Here is a 25,263-nt window from a genome sequence, read left to right on the forward strand (position 1 = left end):
TTTTGCGGAGATATTATTTATATAAGGGTGTGGCAGCATTGACAAAGCAGTCTGAACTCAAGCAAATCCTAAGCGGCCTTCCTCAAGAGGAACTTATAAGTATCATATTGGAGGTTGCTGACAGCGACAAGTCTTTCCGCAACCGGATTATGGTCAAGTATTCCAAGGGGGACCGGAATCAGGAATTGAAGCATTGCAAGCAGTTGATCGACTCTATCGTAAAAAAGTACACAGGCAGAGAAGGCTTCATTCCATATAGGGAAACAGGGAGCTTTGTCTATGAAATGGGAGAGTTGCTGGAGAAATCCGGCGGCATGAAAGATCCTATGCTGGCTCTGGACATCGCTTTTTTAGTGCTGGATGAGGCAATAGGTGCTTTTCAATATGCGGATGATTCCAATGGAGAGATCGGCGCACTGGTGCAGCACACGCTGGAAGTGATCGGGCAAATTGCGGATGAACAAAGTGCGGAGTATGAGAATGCCGAGACGGTTAACAAGCTATTCGACCGGGTCTTGGAGATGAGCGCTAGCGATATTTTCCGCGGTTGGGATGAATTTCGCTTGGAACTGCTTGCTATTTGTGCCGATCTGGCGGAGACGGCAGAGCTTCGGGGGAAGCTGGAAACCCAGGTGAGACGCTTAATTGCCAATAAGGCGGATGAAGAATACGGGCATTATTTTGACGAACAGGCACATAAGCTGCTGTTTGAGATGATCCGGAACAATGGGAGCCCTGAAGAGGAAAAAGATTTTATTGCGGAGCATTTGCAGTATACTTTTTTCAGGGAACTGGCTATTCATCAGGCTATGGCGAATAAGGACTATGATAGAGCGGTTGCGCTGGCGGAAGCAGGGGAGCAGCAGGACCACAGCTATGCGGGCCTTGTTCGTAAATGGAAGGAGCTCAGATATTTGGTCTACAAGAAGCTTTCGCTTCATGCAGAACAAGGGGCACTGGCTAAAGAACTGCTGCTTGGAGGGGACTTTACTTATTACCATGAACTGGCGGCGCTGGCCGGAGAGAGTAAGGCGGAATTGTACGAAGGCTTGAAAAATGAGTTAAAGAAAGCCGAGGGATGGCATAATAGAGATCTCTATCTAAAGCTGATAGAGGAGGAAGATGATCTTGACGCCATGATGGATTTTGTAAGAGAGAACCCGTCATCCATTGAACAATACGCGGTCCGGCTGGCCGATAAGTACAAAGATGAAGTCATTTCTATTTATGACGGACATATCAATGCGGCTGCAAGTAGGTCAAGCAACCGGAAAGAATATAAGGAAGTATGCCGGAAGCTGAAACGGTACAAGGAAGTAGCAGGCAAGGAAGGTTTGCAGCAATTAAAGATGACATTAACGAATGCTTACAGCAAAAGGCCGGCATTTCTGGATGAACTGAGCCGGGTATGATTCTTCTCACCAATGGTCTTAACAGGAGCTCAGAGTATAATAAAGGCAACAGATCCCGCCGCGTCTCTTCACAATGCGAACCACGGCGGGCCTTTTTGTGCTTCGAGCAAATCTCATGAATCAGGAGCTTTCTCATATTATGAACGAAAAGCCGCAAGCCTGTCCTAAAACACCCGCCGCGCCGTCACGAACCGTTTCTTCCAGTAGTCGCTGAAGGCTTCGGTGCGGACGCCGTATTTCACCGAATAGGTATGCAGCAGCTGGTTGTCGCCCGCATAGATGGCGACATGCCCGATGTTCAAATCGCGCGCGCCGAAGAACAGCAGGTCGCCCTTGCGCAGCTCGTCCAACCCGACCTCAGTGCCGGTCGTGGCCTGATCATAGGACACGCGGGGAAGATCAACCGCGAGCGTATCCTGGAAGACGCGCTTCACAAAGGAAGAACAGTCGAAGCTGCCCGTCTGGTCCGGCGAGGCTCCGAATACATAAGGCGTGCCGAGAAAGGTCTCGCCGTAGGCGATCAGCTCGTCCGCCTGCTTATCGGTCAGGGACGGGCTGGTATAGTCGGTATACTTCGGTTTCGCGGATATGTATCCCGTCTGGTTATCCGGGGTCCGCACCTCAAGCCAGAAGGCATCTACTTCGAGCACGACGTGGACTTTCGATCCCGTGGGCAGCAGCTCCAGAATGTCTGAGCCGCCGCCCGTATCCGGCGAATCGGTGGCTGAAGCTGGCGAACGGCCGCCCGTATCCGGCGCACCGGCGGCTGAAACTGGTGAACGGCCGCCCGCAACCGCTGAACGGCTACCCAGCTTCAGCGAAGGAGCTGCCGCATCTGCCGGGCCGCTGCCTGGATCCGGCGAGCTGCGCAGATTGACGCCCCACCGGATGGTCGTTTCGAAGGTCATCGTGGAGATTTGGACGGAGCGGGCCGCCTGGTCCCAGGCAACGGTGCTGCCAAGAGATTCGCTGACGAAGCGCAGCGGAACCATCGTATATCCCCCGGATATTTGCCCGGGCGTACTAAGCTGCACCGTCCGTTCGTTCACCGTAGCGGTAAGATCCCCGATGCGGTAGGTCAGAGTAGTGCCGTCCTTCGTGGCCGTGACCGTCTTGTCCGCATTGTTCCAGGACAGCTTGGCCCCCTGTCCCTCGAACAGACGGCGCATGGGAACGAGCAGCGTGCCGTTCACATTAACCGGCTCCGCCTCGGTCTGAAGCAGCGAGCCGTCCAGATAGATGGATATCGGCGCGGGAACGGTCTGGGACGGCTGGATAGTCTGGGCATCCGGAGCCGTCTGAACGGTCCCGGCAGCCGCCTGATCGGTTCCGGCCGTCCGGGAAGCCGTTTCAGCCGTCTGAGTGCCCGGCTTGGCCGCACCCTCCGCATGGGCGGAGGCTGAATATAACAGAGAAGACAGGGCGAGAATGGAAAGCAGCGCGTTTCTAAAATATAAGAATTTATAAGCTGAGCGCTTATCATTTTGTTTTATATTTCTACGAGAAACGTTATCATCCCTAAAAGGACGGTAAAGCCGTTTCTTCTTGCGTATCGTCATGAGATCATCACCTTGTAGATGGATTCATTATGTATAGTTAGACTAAGAAAAAGCGAAATGGTTTTGCTATGCGTATAAGTTTTGTTATAAGTTATTTCATTGACGATCTCCCGAAAATGAATTAGAATCGTCCTAACTAATACGGGGCGATGGAGTTCGCCATAACCGCCGCGAGGCTGATGACTCCTACCAGAGGATTTTCACTTCCCTGGTAGGGGTCTGTTTTTTTATTTTTAACTAGGAAGGGAAAGAAGAAGATGAATGCTGCAAGACAAAAGCGGGCGCTGTGGAGCGAAAAATGGAGGTTTGCCGCTCTAGCGGGTACGCTGCTGAAATGGTTGGTCCTCGGGAGCGGTGTGGGCGTACTTTCCGGCACGGCCTCCGCGTTTTTCCTAAAAAGTCTGGATTATGTGACCGATCTGAGAATGGCAAATCCCTGGCTGCTGTTTCTGCTTCCGCTCGGCGGGGCGCTGGTCAGCTTCCTTTATCTGAAGATCGGCAAGAATAGCGGGAAGGGAAACAACCTGATTCTTGAACAAATCAACAATGACAATGAGACCATTCCGCTGCGGATGGCGCCGCTGGTCTTATTCGGAACCTTGGTCACGCATTTGTTCGGCGGGTCTGCGGGCCGCGAGGGTACAGCCGTACAGATGGGCGGAAGTCTGGCCGAATGGTTCGGCAGAATACTCCGCGTCCGGTCCCTCGACCGCAAAATCCTGCTGATCTGCGGCATAAGCGGCGGGTTCGGCTCGATCTTCGGGACACCTTTGGCGGGCACGGTGTTCGGCCTCGAGGTGCTTGCCATCGGGTTGATCAGTCACGAAGCGCTGATTCCGGCATTTGTGGCTGCTTTTACGGGCAATCTGGTCACGACATCGTTCTGGGGCGTTTCCCATATCCATTACCATATCGGCGAAGTGCCCGGTTTAACGTGGATCGTCATCCTTAAGGTCGTCCTCGCCGCGATCCTGTTCGGGTTGACCAGTATTGTATTCAGTGAATTGACTCACGCGCTGAAAAAAGGGTACACCAGGCTGTTCAAGAACCCCATGCTGAAAAGCGCGGCGGGCGGCGTGGTCATCATCGGTCTGGTCTATTTGCTGGGAACCCGCGATTACTTGGGGCTGGGCATTCCGCTCATTCAGAGTTCTTTTACGGAAACCGTTTCTCCGTTCGCTTTTTTGGGCAAGCTGGTCTTTACTTCTCTTACCTTGGGAGCTGGATTTCAGGGGGGCGAGGTGACGCCTTTGTTCGCAATCGGGGCCACTTTGGGGAACGCGCTGTCTGGATTTTTGCATCTATACGCTCCATTTTTGGCGGGTCTCGGATTTATCTCCGTATTTTGCGGCGCAACCAACACTCCGATCGCATGCTTTCTGATGGGAATTGAGCTGTTCGGGTCGGATGCGGCGATTTACATGTTCATTGCCTGTCTCGTCAGCTATCTGTTCTCGGGCCATACAGGCATCTACACCTCTCAGCTAATCGGGACATCCAAGAGCCACCTCCTGCCGATCCCTCAAGGGACAACCTTGGCGGGTGTGAAAGATCTGAGGAAGCAGAAGGACAAAGAAACTTCCGGTTCGGTCAAAAGATAAAGCCCCGCATACGCCGTGTGAAAAAAATGCGCGGATGATATAATAAAGTTAGCTTAGACGAAAGGGAATTTACCATATGGAATTTGCGGAATCGAACGGGCTTATGGCCGGCTGGCTGGCGCTGACCCATATTCAGTCGAATACGGCGGGCAGGCTGGAACAAGCGCTGCAAGAAAGGCATCGGATGTCCCTGAAGGAATTTTATTTGCTGTTGTTTTTGTCCGAAGCACCCGGGAAAAAGCTCCGTCTCCAGCAGCTCGAATCGATGGTTGGGCTGAGCCAGAGCGCGATGTCGCGGTTAGTCAGCCGGTTCGAGGCCAAGGGCTGCGGAGCGCTGAAAAGACATATTTGCGAGGAGGACCGCAGAAGCGTCTACACTTCATTGACTCCGTTTGGCCAGGAGAAGGTGGACCGTGCGTACGCCACCGTTCAATCTGTTCTTCTGGATGCTCTGCCGGGGCGGGAGCTTGAGAATGTGCTGAACCAGCTTCTTGAGGCCAAAGGAAGCTCGGCGGATTCTTAATCCGTCACTTCCGGAGCCGCGCCGCTAAAGAACAGATAAGCCCTTGATTCATCAACCTGATGATGGATTAAGGGTTTTAATCATTAAGGGGTTGAAGCATTTGACGCCGCAGGGGAATGAATCGGAATCGAAATACACACAGCAGCATCTGGCGAACGAACGGACGTATCTGGCCTGGATTCGCACCGCAGTCGCCTTGGTGGGTCTCGGCTTTCTGGCGGCCGGTCTCGTGTTCGGGGATAACCGGTACAGCGGAGTCGGCCATATGGTCGCGGCCATCGCGGGTATTTCCGCAGTACTGCTAGGGGGAGGCGTGGTAGCCGGAGCTACTTGGGATTATTTGCGAAAAAGAGAAGGGATCAACAAGGAGCAGTTCCGTTCGTCCTCTATGCTCATCCGGCTGGTGTTCTTTTCCCTGACTGCCATTGAACTACTGCTGATCGTGCTGGTCGTGTTAATGCTTTACAGAAATCCATTTTAGGAGGGTCACAGTGAAGAACAGAACCGGCGTCATGGTTGCCGTCTCCATTATACTCATCATTATTAGCAGCCAGATTCCTTCATATCAATCGAAAATGCTCGGCGTCTTGCAGCAGCTCCTGCTCGGACTTGGGATGATTGGCTGCCTGCTGGCGGTGTGGAAATTTATGAAGAGCGGCGGCAAGAAAAAGAATAGCTGACTTGATGAACAAGCCGCGGATTACAGAGGGCGCTCTCCGGTATGGAGCAGCGCCTTCTGTATTTTTATCATTCCCCAAATCCGATCTCTTCTTTCTGTAAATAATAGTTATACCAACAATATGGGCGGATTGCTGCTTTGTCAATTTGACAAACATCCATTGGGATGAAAATCTCTGTTCAAATATGTCAGCATTTTGAGCGGACCGGCAGGCCGCAAAAAGTAGTTGACCTTGACACTGGTGTCAGGGTCTATAATGAACCTAAACATTCTCATAATCCGGAGAGAAATGCAATGAAAATAGGCGAGCTTGCCAAACTGACGGGCGTTAGCGTCCGGTCGCTTCGATATTACGAGTCACAAGGTTTGATTTCGCCGGTCCGTCTGGCCAACGGCTACCGCGAATATTCTCCGCTTGCTGCGGAGACGGTGAGGACGATCAAGCTGTACTTAAACTTAGGACTGACGACAGAGGAAATCGCGGGTTTTTTACACTGCGTGTTGAAGAACAAGGAGGCTTTCTGCGCCGAGGTGATGCCGCTGTATGAGTCCAAGCTGGAGGAGATTGAACGTCAGCTGCATCAGCTGACTCAGATCAAGCTTAATTTGGAGGAAAGAATGGCTTCCATTCGGCGGGAGCGGGAAGGTTCCGGCGCTGAAACTCAAACTAAAGCAGGAGAGGAATGATTCTAATGGCGATTAAACATGCGGAAACACCTGAGGGTCTGAGGGAAGAGGTAGCAGGGGGCGGTCTGGTGCTTGTCGATTACGGAGCGGCATGGTGCCCGCCTTGCAGGAATCTGCTGCCGATATTGGAGGAATTGGACCGGGATTACGGTGAAGCGGTATCCGTCGTGAAGGTTGACTGCGACGAGCTGCCCGAGCTGGCTGCAGAAGCCGGTGTCATGAGCATGCCGACCGTAATCTTCTATAAGGGCGGACAGCCGGTGGAGAAGCTGGTCGGCCTAAGCCCGAAATCGGTATATACGGGCGTTCTGAGCAGACATCTATCATAATTAGGCGAAGCGAAGGCTCGCGGACATGTGGCCGGTTGGTCATCCGCGAGTCTTTTTCATGGTTGGGGAGGTAGCCGGGATCACCCATTTGATATTCCCTCTATCGGAAATCATCGCGCTTGACAATTGACTAAGGGTCATTTATTATTGACCCAAGGTCACTGACCTAAGGTCATTTCGTGAGGGGTGATGAATTAAATTCCAATTCTGTTTTAAGAATTCTTTCAAGAAAGTTAAACGAAGTTTTGCGGTTAAGCTTTTTTTAAAATTACGAACAGAATAGGGGAAATGGATTATGGCGAACAATGTAGTTGTAATTACGGGCGCATCGTCTGGTATCGGTAAGGAGACGGCTAAGTATTTTGCTGAAAAAGGATGGACAGTCGCGGCGACTATGCGTACTCCAGATAAGGAAACCGAACTGACTGAGATTGAAAATGTTAAAATCTATCCATTGGATGTTACAGATTTTGAGAGTATAGAGTCCGCAAAAAACGCAATTATCAATGATTTCGGGAAAGTCGATGTCGTGTTGAACAATGCAGGGTACGGATTAATGGGGGCTTTTGAGTTAGCCAATTATGAGCAAATCAAGCGCCAATATGATGTCAATGTTTTTGGTTTGTTCGCAGTGACCAAGGCTTTCTTACCTCATTTCAGAGAAAACAAAAAGGGTCTGTTTATTAATATTTCTTCGGTTGCCGGAAAGACCACCTTTCCGTATTTGAGCATGTACCATTCAACGAAATGGGCGGTTGAAGGCTTCACCGAGTCACTTGGATTTGAATTGGGTCGATTAGGGATCAAGGCCAAGCTCGTTGAACCGGGCGGGGTTGCCACCGATTTTAGCGGCCGTTCATTGGTTATCACTGCATCTGAAACTGTGGAAGATTACAATGAAGATTTTGATACGTTCCAACAAGCCATCCAATCGATGCTGATAGAAAGTGAACCCATTGTCATTGCTAAAGTCATTTATGAAGCGGCTACGGATGGTAAGGATCAAGTACGATATATAGCAGGAGAAGATGCAGTCCAGGCCATTGGCGCCAGAGCACAAATGGGTGATGAAGCATTTATCAAAATGGTAAAGGAACGTTCATTTAGCAAATAAGCAAAAGAAAAACGGTAATAGACCCCTTTGAGCTAAGAACGATTCAAGGGGGTTTTTTCATTGAGCTGCTGCCTTATGAGAAATAGAAACTTAGCGTATAATGAAGCTAGTTCAATGATTTGGGGTGTTTGGATGAAAAGGGCCATGACAGAAAGCGCTAAAGCAGAAAAAGCCAAGCTAATATTAGATACAGCGTATGAACTGTTTAAGAAAAGCACATTTAACGATATTAAAATGATGGATATTGCCAAAGCGGCGAATGTTTCCAAAGGAACGTTATTCAATTACTACAGCACCAAGGAAGTCCTTTTTATGGAAATGTTATATATCGAATACGGGAAGCATTTGAATAATCTGATGAATTTAATCTCTCAGTATGAAACGATGAGTCATGAGGATTTCAAACATTTCTTTTTAAGCTGGATGGAAAGCATTCTTGATCCGGATTCGGTTCTGATTCGATTGAACGCCATAAAGAATACCATTCTAGAAAAGAATATTGATTATGAAACAGCAATCAAAGATAAGGTAGATATGTACGCTTTTTTAGAAAAAATAGGGGAGATGCTGGCGGAAAGAGTTGAATATTTAACCGCAGAAGCTTCAATTGATTTGCTGATGGCACAGAATGCGATGATCGTAGGGTATGTAAATATGGCCAGTGTTCCTGATGTCATTCGTAAGGCCATAGATGACAATGAGCTTGAAGGCTTCAAAGTGGATTTTAACAAAAGTGCTTTAGCTGCAATGGAGTATTATCTTGACGGATTATATGTTAAAAAGAAGGGGGAAGTATAATCGCTATTAACGTTATAACCTCCCCTATATTATAGTGTTTTAGATTCAACCCGGCTATCAAACTATGGGGCATCCGGCACGTCTACAACCGTGTTCCGGCGAACCGCATCCTCCAGCTCGGCTTGAAGACCTTCCATAAAGGTAGTCCACGTTGCGCGGCTGGTGTCCAACTCCTTGCGTCCGATGTCTTCCATGGTATCCAGCCATACCCGCTTATCGGTGATGTCCCCAAGCTCCGACTGAACCTCTTTGTATATCGCTTCATTCGCGTGAAACTTCTGGTCCAGCGCGAATGCTGCCGCGTTTGCGGTATAACGGATACGCTTGGCCGATATCCGCAGCTTATGCAGTTCATCCAGAGCCTTCCGGGAACCGGGGGGTTCTTGCTTGAACATCTCCTTGCACTGCTCCTTTTGCTGCTCGAAAGCGACCTCAAGCTCGCGCATCGTAATATTGACGTCGATATCGGCAACAAGAGCCGGCAGCCGTTCCTTAATAAATTCATCCCATTTGCCCTGGAGCCCCCCATTCATCAGCACAGGCAGCGCATCCGCCAGCTTCGCGCGCTGCTGTCTGCGCTGCGCTTTTTGATGCCGGATCACCGCTTTAAGCAGCTTGGCGGTCTTCTTGTCGCCGCTCAGCTTGGCTGCTTTGCGTCTTTCCTTGAAGGACTGAATGAGCACATCGGCGTCCCTTACCTTACCCAGCCGCTTCTGGGCCTGCTTGAAATTGGCGGTTAGGCCGGAGGAATGTCCGGGGTCCAGAACCGACAGAAGCGTCATCAGCTTGCGGCTGCTTACCCTCGCCTGATGAACGGCCTCGTCGTCAAAGTCTTTCAGCGCCTCTGTTCCATAATCCATAAAGCTTGTGTACAGCTTCGTCATTGCCTGTTCCCATTGCGGCGCTCCGCTTGTCTCGGAACTATGGGCTGCCATATCGGTTGTCATTCGTCATCACTCCCAAGTTATAATCGCCTCAGGGACTGTTCTGTGGAAATTGAATCCAAGCAGTAATGATAGCGCAACCATTTATGAGTTTAGAGCGTCTTAAATTTTGAATAGCTATATTTTAATTCTATCACAATTATCTGCTGCAGAAAGGGTGAGACGAATGTTCAAAAAAATAACAGCCGTCTGTGTCTGCCTTGGATTAGCCGTATGGATTACAGGTACCGGCGGAACACCCGCCCAGGCTGCTTCTCCGGCCGGAGTGACCTCCGTGACGGTCAATGGCGTAAAGCTTACGCTTGAATCTCAGGCTTACGTAAAGCAGGGAAGAGTCATGGCTCCGCTTCGGGACATGGCGAAAGGGCTGGGAGCGCAGCTGTACTGGGATGCGGCTTCCCGGACGGCGACCATCAAGAGAGCTTCGCATCAAGCGGAGATTAAGGCGGGCAGCAGCCGGGCGCTAAGGAACGGAGGGACCGTCATTCTGGATGTTCCTGCCGAAATCCGCAGCGGCCGTGTGTATGTCCCCCTGCGTTTTGTAGTGGAAAGCGTGGACGCGACTATTTCCTGGAACGTGAAGACAGGCACGGCTCAGATTATATTGCCGCTTGACCCGGCCAGCGCGAAGAAGGTCATTGCCGAGCGGGCCGCTGCTGCGGTGCAGGCGCTGAAGGTTAAGGATTGGGCCGCTCTTTCTTCTATGGTTCACTCCACCCGGGGCGTCCGCTTCTCGCCGTATGGCTATGTGGACACCGCAAAAGACATCGTGCTGAGCCGCAGCAAAATCGCGGCGGCCGGTGCGGACGGGACCGTCCGAACCTGGGGCGCCTACGATGGAACAGGCGACCCGATCAAGCTGACGTTCGCGCAGTATTACGATAAATTCATTTACAGCGCCGATTTTGCGGAAGCGCCGGAAATGGGCTACAATCAGACTATCGGCACCGGCAATTCGCTGAATAACGCGCGGAGCGTGTACCCGGATGCCATCGTGGTTGAATACCATTACGACGGGTTCGATCCGCAGTATGACGGCATGGACTGGCAGAGCCTGCGGCTTGTATTCGTTAAGGAAGGCGGGCAGTGGATGCTTGTAGGCATCATACATGATCAATGGACGATATGAGCAAAAGCAATATAACAGGCGGAACGGACGGGCTGCAATCCGGTCCGTCCGGGACGCTTCCCGGGCGTATGGCGCTCTTTGAGCATCTGTCCGGCAGCCCGGCGGAAAGAGAAGGGGGCGGCGATATGCTGATCCCCTTTGCCTTTGAAGAAACGCTGTGCCGGGATGTCGGCGCGGGGCTTGTGCCGCCGTCACTGCATCTGTGGAGCCACCCCGGCGGAGTGGCGCTCGGGCTCCGGGACAGCCGCCTGCCCTGCGCCGGGCAGGCGATGCGGAGCCTGGAAGCGCGCGGCATCCGCACGGCGGTCAGACATTCCGGCGGCGCGGCCGTTCCCCTGGATACGGGAGTCGTCAACGTCTCCCTGATCCTGCCCAAGAGCCGGGGAACGCTCGATTTTCACCGGGATTTCCGTCTCCTTGCCGCCTTGATTGCGGAGGCGGCGGGCGTCTCCCACCCGGCTGCCGCCACGCAAATCGTCGCGGCAGAAGTTGCCGGGTCTTACTGCCCCGGCGATTACGACCTGTCCATCGGGGGCCGGAAGTTTTGCGGAATCGCCCAGCGGCGGCAGAGCCATGCCTACTTTGTGCATGCTTTCGTTGTGGTGAGCGGCTCCGGATGGGAGCGCGGCGAGCTGGTGCGCCGCTTCTACGAGGAAGCCGTCTGCGGCGCTTCAGGTCTGGACTATCCCTTGGTGCGGCCGGAAACGATCGGCGGACTCGGCGAACTGGGCGGACCGGATTCGGCTGGCGTGTTCGCGGACGGAGTCCGGCAGGCGGTCGCAGCCAGGGGTACGGAGCTGGTGAAGGCTTCCGAGCTGGAGGCGGCGACCGGCTACCGCCTTGGATACAGCGACCCAAGGGTGCTGGAAGCGGCAAAGATGCTGCGTGAGCGGTATGCCCAGTGAGCCGCGCTACCCAGTAAGCGGCGTGATAGGTATGCGGGCTGTCCCGTTCACGCAAAAAGTTAAGAAGCCAGCAGGTCATCCGGTTATTGGAGACCTGCTGGCTTCTGTTATTCTATTCGTCAATCCCTCCGTAGGGCCTGATTAGGAGTCGGGGCAATCGCGCCAACATCAGGTAACGAGGTTAGGCTGCGTGTGATCTTAGCCCAGCGCTCTGCAAAACAGCTAAGATGCAGCTTTTTTACCCTAAAGCGCTTATTCAACAGAAACTCCTGCGTTCATACAGGAATTTCAGGCTGTGCTGACTGAATGTGAGGCTGAGCGAGGAAATACCTGTATTTTCGTAGGCATATGATACAGCAGCCATTCTCAGGCGGCCAAAAGATGCACAATTTCAGGTTTTTGCATTATTTGCTTCATCATGCCCCTCTAAATTGGCGAAGAACGTCCCGATTCCATTCGGAGGATGCATCGGGATGTTCTCCTGTCTTCGAAAAAAATTTCTCATTTAGTGATTGACCAATCAATAATTAGATGATATCATGAATTTAAGTTAGTAATTGATCAATAACTAATACGAAATGAGGTCGATGAAATGGAAAAAGCGATTGTAATTGGAGCAACGGGCGGAACGGGAGCAGCGATCACGGAAGAACTGGTCAAACGGGGGATACGTACCATTGCCTTTGGGCGTTCGCATCAGAAATTGGAGCATTTTGCAGAAAAGCTTGGAAATCCCGCGCATTTGACCCTTGCCGTAGGGGACGCAATGCGCCCCGATGATATTGTAGTTCAAGCAGGCGGCGCGGACGTATTGTTCCATTGCGCGAACGTACCCTATAACGAGATGGTGAACAAGCTGATACCGCTAGGCGAATCGGTGATGGAGGCGGCAGAACGGCTTGCGATTAAAGTTGTAGCGATTGACGGGATCTATCCTTATGGGAGAAAACAGATGGATCTTGTCACAGAAGAGCATCCCAAGCAGCCTCATACGAAAAAAGGAAAAGTCCGCCTGGACTATGAACGGATGCTGTTCAGCAAGCGGTGGAGCAAGGCCAAAGTTATGATTGTTCGCTTGCCCGATTATTATGGGCCTACGGCTAATGAAGCCTCGTATCTAGGTTCAACCCTTGAAGCGATCGCTGCTGGGAAAATGGCTTTTTTCGTCGGCAACATGCATGTTCCCCGCGAATTCGTCTATTTGCCGGATGCGGCTTCCATGGTTGCCGAGCTGGCAGGCAAAGACTTCGCTTACGGACAGAACTGGAATATACCGGGGGCTGGGATCATCTCGGGACGGGAGATCGTACGGATTGCGCAAGCGGCAAGCGGCCATGTTAAACCGGTCATTCCACTGAAAAAAATAGGTTTATCGATGCTGGGTATGAGCGTGCCCGTCATGAAAGAAGTCATTGAGATGCTTTATCTAACCGAAGATCCGCTGACACTAAGCGGAGACAAATACAAACGGCTAATCGGACCGATCACCGCGACGCCATTCCAGGAAGGTATTACTTCGACTGTTTTGGCATTGAAGAGCAAGGTATCTTTTGCCCAATAGTTATTGATTGATCAATTAAATAAAGGGAAGTTGTAACATGCTTTTAACCGTTTATGAAATTAATCACTAAGGAGAGATGAAATATGTTGAAAAGATCGTTTAAGTCAAAAGCATTCACGATGAGCTTTCTTTTACTGATATTAGTTCTGATTGGCGGGGGGATTCTTGGTGTGAGGCACTTCAATGATTCCCAACGGACCACCGTCGATGTTGACCGAAACGCCCAGGTCATAGTCGACCTTTCCATCGAGATCGAAGCTTCGCAGCAGACCGTATGGCGGATACAGACTGGTATTGACAAGTGGCCAACTTGGCAGAAAAACGTCTCCCAGGCCCGGTTATCCGGTCCGCTCGCGGTGGGAAGCACCTTCCAGTGGGAGACTCACGGGCTGCCCATCGTCTCCACCATTCGCGAGGTCGACCCTATGCGGCGTATCGTTTGGGGAGGGCCGGCACAAGGCATCGAGGGCGTCCACGTGTGGACCATCACTCCCACCTCCAAAGGAGTCGTCGTGCATACCACTGAGTCCTGGGACGGTCCGCCAGTAGCGGCCGACCCCGACGGCATGCGCGCGGCGCTAACGTCCTCGCTCAATGCCTGGCTTGCCGATCTCAAGACAACTGCTGAGGCGGCCAACTGAACAGCAGCCTTTACGCGACGGGGATTGTTACGCTCCCTCGGTACCTTCGGGTGAGTCAATTGCACATATGAGGGTTAGTCAATGTATTATTTGTAGAGCATCACAAAAAGCAGGCCAAAACTGGTGGCCTGCTTTTTGTGTTTCGGTATGACCAAATGTCGAATAGCTGTTGCGGCATTTCAAATTGAAGGGGCTGGTACACCTCAAAAAAAGGACGCTGCCGCAGCCATTTCTATGGTTTATTGGACACTCCCGCTAAAATACAAAGGAATGCTTCTGAACTCAGTAAGCTCCTAATTGTCATGTGTACGAACCTTAAGGCAGGGTCACGGTGAAACTGTCAAATTTGATTTTTTCCGATGCTTGATGAGGAGTGAATTCGATCGGTGTCTCTGTGCCGTCTTGGTCAATCGCAACCCCGCCGCCCATGCTTGGGAAAGACAAATGAGGAGTGAATGTTAAGGTTTTTGTACCGGCTGAAGGCGGATCGAATAGCTGAGTACCGGTGGAGTATCGTTTTCCGCCGCTGATCCAGCTCTGGGCTCCACCCGAGTGATTGCCCAATTCATGCCCTGTTTCATCGACGGCAATGAATGATATATAGTTGACTAAATCATTGGTTTCCGAGGATACCGCATTGTATGTGAGGCGTATTCCCGCCGGGCCTGTTGTTATTTCGGGTACCGCCAGGTCGATGCCGCCAGCCTGCTGCTTATGATCAATGGTTGCCAGTTTGGTATCGGCTTGCGCACTTATGGGTATGGAGAACTCCCACTGCTTGCTGTCTTCGGCTTGGAAGGTTAGACCCAGCTTGAACTGATCCGGAAGATCCGTAGGGGGATCGATTTCCAAAATACCGGTACGATAGGTCGGGGTGAGTTCCGTTTGTTTTTCACTACCGGAGAAACCCTTCACTTTTCCGTTGACAGTGAGACCTGTCCTTAACATAGAATAAGCTTTTCCCATCGGCTTCTCCGTTTCCAGCGAGTACCCGATACTTAAACGTGTCCCGTCGTAGAATACCTCATTAATGGTAAGCGAGTCGCCGCCAGATACTTTGGTTATGCCAACCGCTGAAGTTAATCCATTTTCGCTTACGCGCTTCAAACCGCTGTCTCCGTACTGGCTGAATACTGACCCAATGACCGGAATTTTGGACACAATGCTTGCCATTGCCGGAGACAGGGCCGCCGAACCGAACAACAGACCGCAAGCAACGGCCGCCGCCCCCACTGCATATGCCATTTTTTTTCGCATCTTCGTCCTCTTGCCTGCTTCGGTTGCTTGAACCGTCTTCGTAATGATAGCGTCCAACTTGTCATAGGGTACGGGAATGTTGTCGATTTCTTTTTTAAAGGAATGAATCTCTTGGATCATCGCAGATGGCTCCTTTCAGCTTTTTCCGCAGAATCGATAGGCCCCGGTGAATGTTCGTCTTTACCGTTCCTTCCGGGCAGCCCAGAATTTCGGAAATTTGCTTAACCGAGTAATCTTTGTAGTAACGAAGCAGCAGCACCGTCTTATATTTCTCCTCAAGCGTCTCCATGGCCTGAAGCAGATCGAGCTGATCCTCCAGTTGGAGCTGATACGAATCCCCGATATTTTCAAGCGCTTCCGGACTCATTGCGGTAACTTTGCGGTTCTTTTTTAAGTGGGCGATAGCCGTATTAATTAGAATCCGCGTGAGCCAAGTAGAAAAATAACGGCTGTCCTGGAGCGAGGATATCGACTTGAACGCCTTATAGACGGTCTCCTGAAAAACCTCCAGCGCATCCGCCTCATTTCTCATGTACACATAGGCCATTCTGTAGAGCTTCTCTTTCTCTTGATGAATGAGCGCTTGAAAAGCGTCCGGATCGCCGCGCATGGCGCGAGGGACCAAATCTGCCGTTGTACTCATAACCCGCCTCCTTTTCTCCTCAATTAGAGATTTCCGGCGCAAGAAACGTTTCAGCTTCTCTCTTTAGCATAATCGCCCACGGGTCAATGAACGGCTTGTAACATAAATCATATAAAAATTAATCTTTTACAATTTATATAGAATAATAACTTCCCAGACTGAACGCATCCGAATCGAACAATCTTTTTTATACAAAGGAGAGATCTACTGATGAACAAGACGCTTAACAATGATTTTACCGAGATTCTTACCGGCCGGCGCTCCATTCGCAAATATGACCCAGCTGTAAAAATCAGCAAAGAGGAAATGACGCAAATTCTTACGGAAGCGACGCTTGCGCCCTCTACGGTCAACATGCAGCCTTGGCGGTTCCTTGTGATTGACAGCCCGGAAGGAAAAGCGGCTCTGGCGCCGCTGGCCCGCTACAACAAGCAGCAGGTAGAGACTTCTTCAGCGGTGATTGCGGTATTCGGGGACATGAACAGCTTCGACTATGCCGAGGAAATTTACAGCACCGCCGTTGAGCGCGGATGGATGCCGGCTGAAGTGAAGGAGAAACAACTGGCAGGCATAAACAGCCATCTTGCCGTCCTGCCGCCGCAGGTCAAACGGGAAATCCTGCTGATTGACACAGGGCTTGTCTCGATGCAGCTTATGCTGGTGGCCCGGGATCACGGTTATGACACGAATCCGATTGGCGGTTATGACAAGGACAAGGTCGCGGAAGCCTTCGGCTGGGACAAGGATCGGTACGTGCCCGTCATGCTGCTCTCGATCGGCAAAGCGGCGGAGGAAGGCTTCTCTTCAGTCCGTCTGCCTATCGACAAAATCGCCGAATGGAAATAAATAGATTTAAGGCGTAGAATATAGAGGAATAAGATCAAGGAGGGAAAGAGAAATCATGATTATTATCCATGCTACGTTTTATGTAAATCCGGAAAAGAGAGAAGCATTCTTGACCGAGATTAAGCTGCTGCTTGCGGGGAGCCAAGCGGAAGAGGGCAACGTGTACTATGACCTGTACGAGCATTCGGAGAAAAAGAATGTGTTCATTATGGTCGAAGCCTGGCGCGATTCCGCGGCCGTCGATATCCATAACGCTACCCCTCACTTTACCGGTTTTGTGGGCAAAGCGGAGAATTTCCTTACAGCTCCGCCTGATATTAAGGTATACAACGCAGAACAGGCGTAAGGGGAATGTCATAGACATTTTACCCGCAGCAGTTATTCATCAGAACCTCCCGTATGGCGGTTATCGTCATTCGGGAGGTTCTTTTTTGAGTAAAAAGGGTCCTTGGCGCTTACTTGTACATCTCGGGTCTTCGGTCGGTAAATACCGGGATTTGCCTGCGCGCTTCCCGCACTTTGGCCAGATCAAGCTCGCCGGATATAATCTCCTCCCCTTCGCCCGCCTCACAGACGATTTCTCCCCAGGGATCAATAATCATGGAATGCCCCGCAAAAACATTGGCGGGATCGGACCCCGCCCGGTTGCAGGCGACAACATAGCACTGGTTCTCAATCGCCCGGCTGACGAGCAGCGCACGCCAGTGGGCAAGGCGCGGCAGCGGCCATTCCGCAGAGACGAACAGCACCTCCGCTCCGGAGACCATGTGCGCGCGTATCCATTCCGGAAACCGGATGTCGTAGCAGATGACGCCGGCGCAGGGGGTGCCGTCCAGACGGAACAGCCCTTTGGACGACCCCGGCTGGAGGTACAGATGCTCATCCATAAGCCGGAACAGATGCAGCTTGCTGTATTCCAAGGCAGGAACGCCTTCGCGGTTCGCTGCGAACATGGTGTTGGTTACACCTTCCGCGCGCTGCCAGGCGGTGGAGCCTGCGATAATATTAATGCCGTATTCCTTGGCTAAGCCGCCGATAAACGCTGCTGCGGCCTGGCCGCCAGGATCGGCCATTTCATCAAGACGCGTCAAGTCATAGCCCGTCGTCCACAGCTCGGGCAGCAGGATGCAGTCCGGCTGTCCTTGCGCGGCAAGACGGATGGCGCGCTCCGCCGCAGCGTAATTGGCCTTCGGATTGCCGAAGGCGATGTCGAGTTGAAGCAGGGAAACTTTCATTTACAGGTTCGCCTCCTTATGTATAGCACTATACGGCTATCCGCCGTTCAAGGCAATATGGCTGCCCGGCGATCTTCTCAAGGCAGCAGCGCCTATTGACAAAACCGGCAGACCGAAGTAAAAAAGTAGGATATACCGGAAGGAGAAGCGAAAGATGAGAATTACGATAACCCGCGCTGGAGAGCGCCATGGCGAGGTATATTTCTCCTCGGCCTACGGCGAGGGCAAGGGGCAATGGCTCGGCTCCTCCCTGGTACCCGGACAGGAATATGAGGCCGAGCTTGAGCTGCCCGAGCTCTTTATTAAATGGGTGGATCTCGTTCCGGCTCCCGGGCAGCCGCCGGCGATCTCTATGGAGTTGGGCAAGAATATCCTGACCGGTACACTGGAGGATATTGAAGAAGACGGAACGGCTTATATGCGGCTCGGGGAGTCGCTGATTATGTTCGAATGTCTCGGCGAGCCTATGGCGATTGGCGGCACAGTGGAGCTTTCTGCCGGAATCATCCGCATCTATCCGGCGGCTTATTAGCACAGGGCGGGTTCCCGCGTTCCGGCGATTCGGGCTTGTCAGCGTAGGCAGCCGGAGGCGGCGAAGGCGAACCGGGGTTGTGCGCGGCTTATTTCGCGGGTATGCTGTAAATAACAGGCGGAAAGTTTGAAGCGAAGAATTTGAAGAAGCTGTGAGGAGCACGGGCGAAATGAACAGTGATATTCAGCAATTTAAAAGCGAATTTTTCAAGGCGTTGGCTCATCCGATGCGCATCCGCATTTTGGAGCTGCTGAGCGAAGGGGAGAAGACCGTCAACGAGATGCAGGCGATTCTGGGGTCGGAAGGCTCTGCCGTATCGCAGCAGCTCTCCGTTCTGCGGGCGAAGAACGTGGTGAACAGCGTGAAGGAGGGCACCTCCGTTATCTATTCGCTCCGCGATCCGTTGATCAAGGATCTGCTGGCCGTGGCCAAGCAAATTTTCGATAACCATCTGGTGAACGCTATCTCTCTGCTGGAGGAGATCCGCAGCAAATGAAGGCTGCGGCTCCCGAATCGCTCGTGTTGAATACGCCTTCATAAAGATCGGCTTCAATGATCTTTGACTTTAGGATTGACATTGAAAAAAGACAGGAGTAATGTGTCATATATATTCAAATAATCAGATATTCAGAGAAAAGAAGGTTAAAAGATGATAGGATGGAGCCGATTTCAGAACTATAGTATGAGCTCTCTGCGGAAGGATCTTGTATCCGGTATAATTGTCGGCGTTATTGCCATTCCTTTGGGAATGGCTTTTGCTATTGCTTCGGGTGTCAAACCCGAATACGGCATTTACACGACGATCATTGCCGGCATTATGATCTCGCTATTCGGCGGTTCGAAGTTTCAGATCGGAGGCCCGACCGGCGCGTTTATCCCGATTCTGTTCGCCATCGGGGCGCAGTACGGCTACGAGAATCTGCTCATCGCGGGCATGATGGCCGGTATTATGCTTGTCCTGATGGGCGCTCTCCGGCTGGGCGTGCTGATCAAATTCATTCCGAAGCCCGTCACCATCGGCTTTACCGCCGGAATCGCCGTCATCATCTTTACCGGGCAAATCGCCAGCTTCCTCGGCCTGAAGGGTGTGGAGCGGCATGAGAAGTTCGTAGATAATATGCGTGAAATTGGTATTCATCTCTCTACAGTTAACGTATACAGCATTGTGACGGCGGCAGTCTGCCTGGCCGTACTGCTGCTGGCTAAACGGTACGCTCCCAAGGTGCCGGGTTCGCTGATCGGGCTGGTTATTGCCAGCGTCTTGGCGGCGCTGTTCTTCAGCGGCAAGGTCACGACGATCGGCTCGGCTTACGGAGATATTCCAAGCACGCTGCCGAGCTTTCACTTCCCGATCATTACCTGGGAGCGCATCCGGTCGCTGCTGCGGCCTGCGTTCCTAATCGCGATGCTGGGCGCAATCGAGTCTCTGCTGTCGGCCGTTGTGGCCGATGGTATGACCGGCAGCCGGCATGACAGCAACCGCGAATTGATCGGACAAGGCATCGCCAATATCGCGGCTCCGCTGCTTGGCGGAATTCCGGCGACCGGCGCGATTGCCCGGACCGCCACCAATATCAAGAGCGGAGCCGCTTCTCCGCTGTCCGGCGTGATCCATAGCGTTGTCGTATTCCTGATTCTGCTGCTGTTCGCTCCGTATGCCTCAAGCATCCCTCTAGCGGGGATGTCTCCGATCCTGATGGTGGTCGCCTGGAATATGAGCGAGCGTAAGGCGTTTCTTCATCTGCTCAAGACGAAGACGGGGGATTCGCTGGTGCTGCTGATCACCTTCCTGCTTACGGTCTTCGCCGATCTGACGATGGCCGTGGAGGTGGGGCTCGTGCTGGCCGTTATCCTGTTCGTCAAGCGGATGGGCGAGGTTCATCTCGTGTCCAAGGTGCTGCCCGATCCGGAGTCGGTCAAAGTGGGACCGCATATGGTCTCGAAGGAGCATGATTGCCCGCAGATCGGCATTTACAACGTGGAAGGCCCGCTGTTCTTCGGGGCGGCCTACCGCTTCGAGAATACGATGCCCGGAGCCGGGCCTGAGCAGCCAAGGGTGGTCCTGCTAAGGATGAGCAAGGTGCCGTTCATGGATACAACAGGGGAGAGCAATCTGGTGGGGCTCGTCCGGCATCTGGAGAGTTCGGGCGGGAAGCTGCTTATCTCCTCTATTCAGCCCCAGCCGCTTGGGCTGCTCCGGAAGACGGGCCTCTATGAGCGGATCGGCGCTGCCCGGTTCTACGATCATACCGGGGAAGCAATCGATGAAGCTCTCCGCACCATTTCCCGGGAGCAGTGCATCGGCTGCCGGCACGCCGCCTTCCGGGAGTGCGCTGCACTGTCCGGCTACGAGGAAGCGCAGAATCTAATTGGCTTCAAAGCACGCTCCAAGCCGGAAATCGCCCGCTGACGGAGCGCGCAAATATGTGAAGAGGAACTAAATGAAAGCCCGGGTGACAGCGCCCGGGCTTTCATTTATGGCTAGATAGCTTGAAGGCCGAACGGACCAGCACACAGGTCATATCGGGTAGACTCGGGTTCTCCTTCTTTGTACAATGGGATAATATATGGAAATATTGCTGATAAGGAGAAGGTTGCTGATGAAGGAGCTGAATTATCCGAAGGTATTTCTGATGCTTGCCGGACTCACTCTGGCAACGCTGGCCGTATATGGCATCGTTTCGCTGAGGACCGATGATTTCTACAAGTTTTTGATCTGGAATCTGTTTTTGGCCTGGCTGCCGTTTCTTTTCTCGCTGGCGGCGCATGCGCTGTACAGACGGGATGCGCATAGTCTGCTGCTGCTTCCGCTGGGAGCGGCCTGGCTGGTCTTTTTCCCCAATGCCCCGTATATTATGACCGATCTGCTTCATTTGACGAACCGCAGCGGGATTTATATTGTTGGCGGCGCCGTCCAGAGCCGGTTCTGGTATGACCTGACTATGCTGCTGCTGTTCACTTGGACCGCCTGGCTAACCGGGTTCTTCTCACTGTACCAGTTCCAGACGGTGATCTGGCGCAAATCGAATCTGCTGCTGTCCTGGGTCTTTGTGCTCGCCGCTTGCATCCTTGGCGGGTATGGAGTGCTGCTGGGCCGGGTATACCGCCTCAACAGCTGGGATGTGCTGACCGACAGGCACCGGCTGTATCAGCTTATGCTGGACAGCGTGAACCGCCAGTCCGTCTTTTTCACCCTATTCATTGCTCTTGTGCTGCTGGTCATCTATGCGACGCTGTATAGTCTGCTCAATGCGCGCGGCAGCGGAAGCCAAGGTGCTGAGATTGGCGGATTCCAGTACAGACGCGGATCGTGGTAAGCGGGTATGAGGTGCAGGATGCGGAATGTGAATTGTAAGCTGCGGTGCTGTGATTAGAAAAATGGAGCTGTCCCATAAGTGAATATACCTGCGGTACGGCCGCCTTCCTAAAAAAGTTAAGAAGCCAGCAAGTCTTTCGGTTATTGGAGATTTGCTGGCTTTTGCTTTTCTAATTAGGGCAATGGCTCTAACATCAAGGGACAGGTCAGGTTCGTTATGATTTTAGTTCAGATCATTGCAAAACAGCTAAAGTGCAGCTTTTTTCGATCAAAAACGTTGTTTCTCAGAGAAAACCTACAATTATACAGGAATTTGAGGCTGTTCTGACTGAATTTGAGGCTCAATGGGAACAAACCTGCATTTTCTCCTAGGCCCCCTAATTAAACTGGAGTCCTCCCACCCAATAATTTAAACTGGAGCTAAGGGGGAGATGACGAGGATGGGAAAGAGGCTGAAAGAGGAAGAACGGCTTAAAGTTGTTAAGGAAGCGTTAGCTGGAGTTAAGGTGGGGGTATTATCCCGCATGTATGACATCCATCCAGAAACCATACGCGGGTGGATTAGGGATCATCGTGACTCCATTCCACCCGAAGATATTCCGGTTGCAGATGAGCATCTTCAAGAACTTCAGCGACTACAGGATGTGGAACAGCGCTACGAAAAGGCCATGAAGGTGCTCGGGGAAAAAGAACTGGAGCTTGAGATTCTGCGAGAACTGCTAAAAAAGAAAGACCCCGCTTATCCGAAAAATTCGAAGTAGCAGACCTATTTATTAAGCGGGGGGAACCGGTGGCATGGGTTCTGCGCATCCTTGGATTATCCGAATCGACGTACTACGATCGTAAAAAACGAGCTGCCCGTCCGGCAACAAAACGCCCACCAGAAGGCCAGATGGGGCGTCCGGTGCCGGGCTACTCCTTCACGGTTACGGGAGAGAAAGTCAGTGACGAACAAATCAAGGAATGGCTGCTTGAGCTCCTCGAAGGCGAAGAGCATGTCTATGGCTACAAACTTCTTGCGCAATGTATTCGTAACCGGTACAGCGTAAAGCTGAACAAGAAGAAAGGATATCGCTTGTGTAAAGAGCTAGGGATTCTTCAGCAATCCCGTAAGCGCCTCCCCTCACATCCACGCCGGCTTCCCAAGAACCGGGTCGTCACAGGGTCCAACCAGTTGTGGCAAATGGACATCAAGTACGGCTACATCATCGGCCAGGAACGTTTCTTTTTCGTGCTTAGTATCATTGATGTATTTGACCGTGTCGTGGTCCAGCAGTACAGAGGACCCGTATGTGAGGCCAAACATGCGGTCCAAACCCTATGGCGAGCGCTACAGAGTCGTCTCCAATCCGGAGAAGTCATGCCCGTGATTCGAACGGACAACGGGCCGCAATTCGTCAGCAAGTTATTTGGAGATACCTGTGAAAGCCTGGACATGATTCACGAACGCATCCCGCCGCGGACACCGAATATGAATGCCTACATTGAATCCTTTCATAGCTTAATGGAACGCGATCTGTTCAGCAAAAGAGAGTTCATGACCTTCGACGAAGCCTATGAGGCCCTCGATCAATATATGGACTTCTACAACAACCGCAAGATGCATGGCAGCTTGAAATTAATGCCTCCAGCGAAGTTTTCAGAGTGGGTTAAAACGCTGGAAGACTCATCGACATTTCATAAAGCCATGTAATATCTTGAAATAAAGAGTTATTTTACGAACGCTTGTTAATTGTAGGGCATGACTCCGGATTAAAGGGGCCTAGCCGTTTTTGCAGGAATGTTATACATAGCTATTCTTAGTCGACCAAAAGATGTACAATTTCAGGTTTTCTGCATTATTTACTTCCCCCCTAAATTAAAGAAGAATCCCCCGCTTCCATTCGGGTGGCCCCGTCCACCTACCTAAATCCCACCTAAAAAAGGGCATCCCATTATGGGACACCCTCATTTGATGTTTAATTTGAGGCTTATTTCAAGCCGCAGGTTGTATAACCCGGGATCGTGATTTCCAGTTGATCGCCGGATTTCTTGACTTTTACGCTATTTGAAGTGGCAAAATCGAGCTTACGCCCTTGCCATTGTTCACCGGACAGTTCGATGGTTACCGTGTCACCGCTCAGATTGTGCAGAACGAGTACGGAGTCATCCTCAAAGGTTCTGGTGTACCCTATAATTCGGCTGTCTCCGGTCGGCATCTCCCGGATGTCGCCCTTCATTAAGGCGGGACTCTCATGACGGATGCGGATTAGCTCCTTGTAATGGGAGAGGAGGGACTCCTTATCCTTCGCCTGCGCCTCTACGGAGACGGCGTCCGGACCTGAATTATCGCGGGAGGGCTCCCAATTCGTCTGCCCTTCTCCGCTTCCCGGGTACCACCGGAACGGCTCGCGGATATTCTCATCCGGCTTCTCCCCGAGCATGCCGATTTCCTCTCCATAATAAATGAACGGGTTGCCCGGCAGGGTGAGCAGGATGGAGGCGGCGGTTTTGGCTTTATTCACGTCCCCGTTCAGTAAGGACATTGTACGTACCTGATCGTGATTGGTCAGGAATGGGGCGTCAATCGGGTTCGAAGCGTAGCTGCTGTACAAATCAAGGGTATTTGACGCAAAAGAAGCCAGCCCGTTGTCCGAACCGTTCTGCACGGCGTCCAAAATCTTCGAGGACACGTCGAAGTTGAACGAAGAATCCAGCGCTTTGTAGTAAGGCGCAATTTTGTACGGGCGGTCCCATACCTCGCCGACCAGATAAACATCCGGCTTCACTTCGGCCAGTCCCCGCTTGAATTCATCCCACCATGCGACATTCTTATCCGCCTCATCAGGCTTGCTGTAGATATGCATGGCTGCGTCGAGACGGAAGCCGTCGGCTCCCTGGTTCAGCCAATGCTTCCCGACATTGATCATCTCTTCACGCACTTTCGGATTGTCAAAGTTCAGATCCGGCATGAAATCTATGAACAAAGCGTAGTAATAGTCCCCGGAACCCGGATACGACTCGTGCCAGAGCTGCTGTCCCCACGGCCCTTTTTCATTCAAATCAGTGTTCTCGTCGGCCCAGATATAATAGTCCCGGTACGGGCTGTTCTTGTCCTTGGCGGCTTCCAGGAACCACGGGTGTTTGTTGCTCGTGTGGTTGAGCGCGAGGTCGATCGTTACTTTCATTCCCCGTTTATGCGCTTCCTGCGTCAAACTCCTGAAGTCTTCCATACTGCCGTACGCCGGATCTACACTGTAGAAATCGGTCGTATCATACTTATGATAGCTAGGGGAAGGACCGATCGGCATCAGCCACAGCGAATCGACGCCCAAATCTTTCTTGGTATGCGGGTTTCCGTCATTCAAATAATCCAGCTTTTGCAGGATGCCGTTCAGGTCACCTTTTCCGTCGTTATTGGAATCAGAGAAGGAATTGACATAAATCTCGTAATAGACGCCAAGGTTGGAGTCGTTCTGAATTTGCGGTTTAGCAAGAGCACCGCTGGCGAAGCTGAACAGCAGGGGTAGAGTTAAGGCCATTGATGTCATTTTTTTCATCGTTTGAAACCTC

27 protein-coding genes and 1 riboswitch are annotated in these 25,263 nt (G+C 51.9%); of the genes, 21 read left to right on the forward strand and 6 right to left on the reverse strand.

Annotation, left to right across the window (positions count from 1 at the left end):
- Positions 1-38: 38 nt before the first annotated feature.
- Entirely contained in the window at positions 39-1,412 is a 1,374-nt protein-coding gene (locus VK70_RS24655) for a hypothetical protein (protein ID WP_025693651.1), read from the forward strand.
- Positions 1,413-1,576: 164 nt separating this feature from the next.
- Here the strand turns inward: VK70_RS24655 and VK70_RS27575 are convergent, their stop codons facing one another.
- On the reverse strand, positions 1,577-2,971 hold the full coding sequence (locus VK70_RS27575) for a stalk domain-containing protein (protein WP_082210258.1): 1,395 nt from the start codon (positions 2,969-2,971) through the stop codon (positions 1,577-1,579).
- Between the two features lie 136 nt (positions 2,972-3,107).
- Positions 3,108-3,167, forward strand: a riboswitch (Fluoride riboswitch).
- 61 nt (positions 3,168-3,228) lie between these two features.
- Here VK70_RS27575 and VK70_RS24670 point away from each other — a divergent pair.
- The 8 genes from VK70_RS24670 (at position 3,229) to VK70_RS24705 (ending at position 8,702) form a co-directional block, all read left to right on the forward strand.
- A complete protein-coding gene (locus VK70_RS24670) occupies positions 3,229-4,572 on the forward strand; it encodes a voltage-gated chloride channel family protein (protein WP_025699867.1) in 1,344 nt (447 codons plus the stop codon).
- A 76-nt stretch (positions 4,573-4,648) separates the two neighbouring features.
- Positions 4,649-5,095, forward strand: coding sequence for a MarR family winged helix-turn-helix transcriptional regulator (locus VK70_RS24675; RefSeq protein WP_025699865.1), 447 nt, complete (start codon positions 4,649-4,651; stop codon positions 5,093-5,095).
- Between the two features lie 100 nt (positions 5,096-5,195).
- Complete coding sequence (locus VK70_RS24680) at positions 5,196-5,576, forward strand: YidH family protein (protein ID WP_025699863.1); 381 nt, start codon at positions 5,196-5,198, stop codon at positions 5,574-5,576.
- 10 nt (positions 5,577-5,586) lie between these two features.
- A complete protein-coding gene (locus tag VK70_RS24685; protein ID WP_025699862.1) occupies positions 5,587-5,775 on the forward strand; it encodes a hypothetical protein in 189 nt (62 codons plus the stop codon).
- A gap of 293 nt (positions 5,776-6,068) precedes the next feature.
- Positions 6,069-6,461, forward strand: coding sequence for a MerR family transcriptional regulator (locus tag VK70_RS24690; RefSeq protein ID WP_025699860.1), 393 nt, complete (start codon positions 6,069-6,071; stop codon positions 6,459-6,461).
- A 5-nt stretch (positions 6,462-6,466) separates the two neighbouring features.
- Positions 6,467-6,790, forward strand: a complete 324-nt coding sequence (locus tag VK70_RS24695) for a thioredoxin family protein (protein WP_025699859.1) — start codon at positions 6,467-6,469, stop codon at positions 6,788-6,790.
- Between the two features lie 295 nt (positions 6,791-7,085).
- Entirely contained in the window at positions 7,086-7,904 is an 819-nt protein-coding gene (locus VK70_RS24700) for an SDR family oxidoreductase (protein ID WP_025699857.1), read from the forward strand.
- Positions 7,905-7,979: 75 nt separating this feature from the next.
- Positions 7,980-8,702, forward strand: coding sequence for a TetR/AcrR family transcriptional regulator (locus tag VK70_RS24705; RefSeq protein WP_144415305.1), 723 nt, complete (start codon positions 7,980-7,982; stop codon positions 8,700-8,702).
- Between the two features lie 62 nt (positions 8,703-8,764).
- On the opposite strand, the gene VK70_RS24710 is transcribed toward VK70_RS24705, so the two are convergent.
- Positions 8,765-9,649 (reverse strand): CHAD domain-containing protein, encoded by an 885-nt coding sequence (locus VK70_RS24710; RefSeq protein ID WP_025699854.1) that lies wholly within the window; start codon positions 9,647-9,649, stop codon positions 8,765-8,767.
- Positions 9,650-9,812: 163 nt separating this feature from the next.
- Here VK70_RS24710 and VK70_RS24715 point away from each other — a divergent pair, with 163 nt between their 5' ends.
- The 4 genes from VK70_RS24715 (at position 9,813) to VK70_RS24730 (ending at position 13,882) form a co-directional block, all read left to right on the forward strand.
- Positions 9,813-10,775: a copper amine oxidase N-terminal domain-containing protein gene (locus VK70_RS24715; protein WP_025699853.1), complete on the forward strand. Its 963-nt coding sequence runs from the start codon at positions 9,813-9,815 to the stop codon at positions 10,773-10,775.
- Positions 10,772-11,680, forward strand: a complete 909-nt coding sequence (locus VK70_RS24720) for a lipoate--protein ligase family protein (protein WP_233277735.1) — start codon at positions 10,772-10,774, stop codon at positions 11,678-11,680. The genes VK70_RS24715 and VK70_RS24720 overlap by 4 nt, the downstream gene beginning before the upstream one ends.
- Positions 11,681-12,272: 592 nt before the next feature.
- On the forward strand, positions 12,273-13,241 hold the full coding sequence (locus VK70_RS24725; RefSeq protein ID WP_025695668.1) for an SDR family NAD(P)-dependent oxidoreductase: 969 nt from the start codon (positions 12,273-12,275) through the stop codon (positions 13,239-13,241).
- A gap of 83 nt (positions 13,242-13,324) precedes the next feature.
- A complete protein-coding gene (locus tag VK70_RS24730; RefSeq protein WP_025695667.1) occupies positions 13,325-13,882 on the forward strand; it encodes an SRPBCC family protein in 558 nt (185 codons plus the stop codon).
- A gap of 315 nt (positions 13,883-14,197) precedes the next feature.
- Here VK70_RS24730 and VK70_RS24735 read toward each other — a convergent pair whose 3' ends face one another.
- Entirely contained in the window at positions 14,198-15,259 is a 1,062-nt protein-coding gene (locus tag VK70_RS24735; protein WP_025695666.1) for a DUF4179 domain-containing protein, read from the reverse strand.
- On the reverse strand, positions 15,234-15,782 hold the full coding sequence (locus tag VK70_RS24740) for a sigma-70 family RNA polymerase sigma factor (RefSeq protein WP_025695665.1): 549 nt from the start codon (positions 15,780-15,782) through the stop codon (positions 15,234-15,236). Before VK70_RS24740 ends, VK70_RS24735 begins: the two co-directional genes overlap by 26 nt.
- Positions 15,783-15,992: 210 nt before the next feature.
- On the opposite strand from VK70_RS24740, the gene VK70_RS24745 reads away from it, so the two are divergent.
- Complete coding sequence (locus VK70_RS24745; RefSeq protein WP_036640595.1) at positions 15,993-16,628, forward strand: nitroreductase family protein; 636 nt, start codon at positions 15,993-15,995, stop codon at positions 16,626-16,628.
- Positions 16,629-16,683: 55 nt separating this feature from the next.
- Positions 16,684-16,974, forward strand: a complete 291-nt coding sequence (locus VK70_RS24750) for a putative quinol monooxygenase (RefSeq protein WP_025695663.1) — start codon at positions 16,684-16,686, stop codon at positions 16,972-16,974.
- Between the two features lie 109 nt (positions 16,975-17,083).
- On the opposite strand, the gene VK70_RS24755 is transcribed toward VK70_RS24750, so the two are convergent.
- Positions 17,084-17,863 (reverse strand): carbon-nitrogen family hydrolase, encoded by a 780-nt coding sequence (locus VK70_RS24755; protein ID WP_025695662.1) that lies wholly within the window; start codon positions 17,861-17,863, stop codon positions 17,084-17,086.
- A gap of 154 nt (positions 17,864-18,017) precedes the next feature.
- Between VK70_RS24755 and VK70_RS24760 the strand changes: the two genes are divergently transcribed.
- From VK70_RS24760 to VK70_RS24785, 6 genes are all read left to right on the forward strand, one after another.
- On the forward strand, positions 18,018-18,395 hold the full coding sequence (locus VK70_RS24760) for a hypothetical protein (protein ID WP_046723897.1): 378 nt from the start codon (positions 18,018-18,020) through the stop codon (positions 18,393-18,395).
- Positions 18,396-18,564: 169 nt separating this feature from the next.
- A complete protein-coding gene (locus VK70_RS24765; protein WP_025695660.1) occupies positions 18,565-18,891 on the forward strand; it encodes an ArsR/SmtB family transcription factor in 327 nt (108 codons plus the stop codon).
- A gap of 153 nt (positions 18,892-19,044) precedes the next feature.
- On the forward strand, positions 19,045-20,805 hold the full coding sequence (locus tag VK70_RS24770) for a SulP family inorganic anion transporter (RefSeq protein WP_046723899.1): 1,761 nt from the start codon (positions 19,045-19,047) through the stop codon (positions 20,803-20,805).
- A 190-nt stretch (positions 20,806-20,995) separates the two neighbouring features.
- A complete protein-coding gene (locus tag VK70_RS24775) occupies positions 20,996-21,712 on the forward strand; it encodes a DUF1361 domain-containing protein (protein ID WP_025695760.1) in 717 nt (238 codons plus the stop codon).
- A 439-nt stretch (positions 21,713-22,151) separates the two neighbouring features.
- Positions 22,152-22,472: a helix-turn-helix domain-containing protein gene (locus tag VK70_RS24780; RefSeq protein WP_025700192.1), complete on the forward strand. Its 321-nt coding sequence runs from the start codon at positions 22,152-22,154 to the stop codon at positions 22,470-22,472.
- A 29-nt stretch (positions 22,473-22,501) separates the two neighbouring features.
- Positions 22,502-23,404, forward strand: a complete 903-nt coding sequence (locus VK70_RS24785) for an IS3 family transposase (protein ID WP_046723231.1) — start codon at positions 22,502-22,504, stop codon at positions 23,402-23,404.
- Between the two features lie 277 nt (positions 23,405-23,681).
- On the opposite strand, the gene VK70_RS24790 is transcribed toward VK70_RS24785, so the two are convergent.
- Complete coding sequence (locus tag VK70_RS24790; RefSeq protein ID WP_233277736.1) at positions 23,682-25,250, reverse strand: alpha-amylase family glycosyl hydrolase; 1,569 nt, start codon at positions 25,248-25,250, stop codon at positions 23,682-23,684.
- Between the last annotated feature and the right edge of the window lie 13 nt (positions 25,251-25,263).

Source organism: Paenibacillus durus ATCC 35681 (assembly GCF_000993825.1).
Classification (GTDB): Bacteria; Bacillota; Bacilli; order Paenibacillales; family Paenibacillaceae; genus Paenibacillus_AQ; species Paenibacillus_AQ durus_B.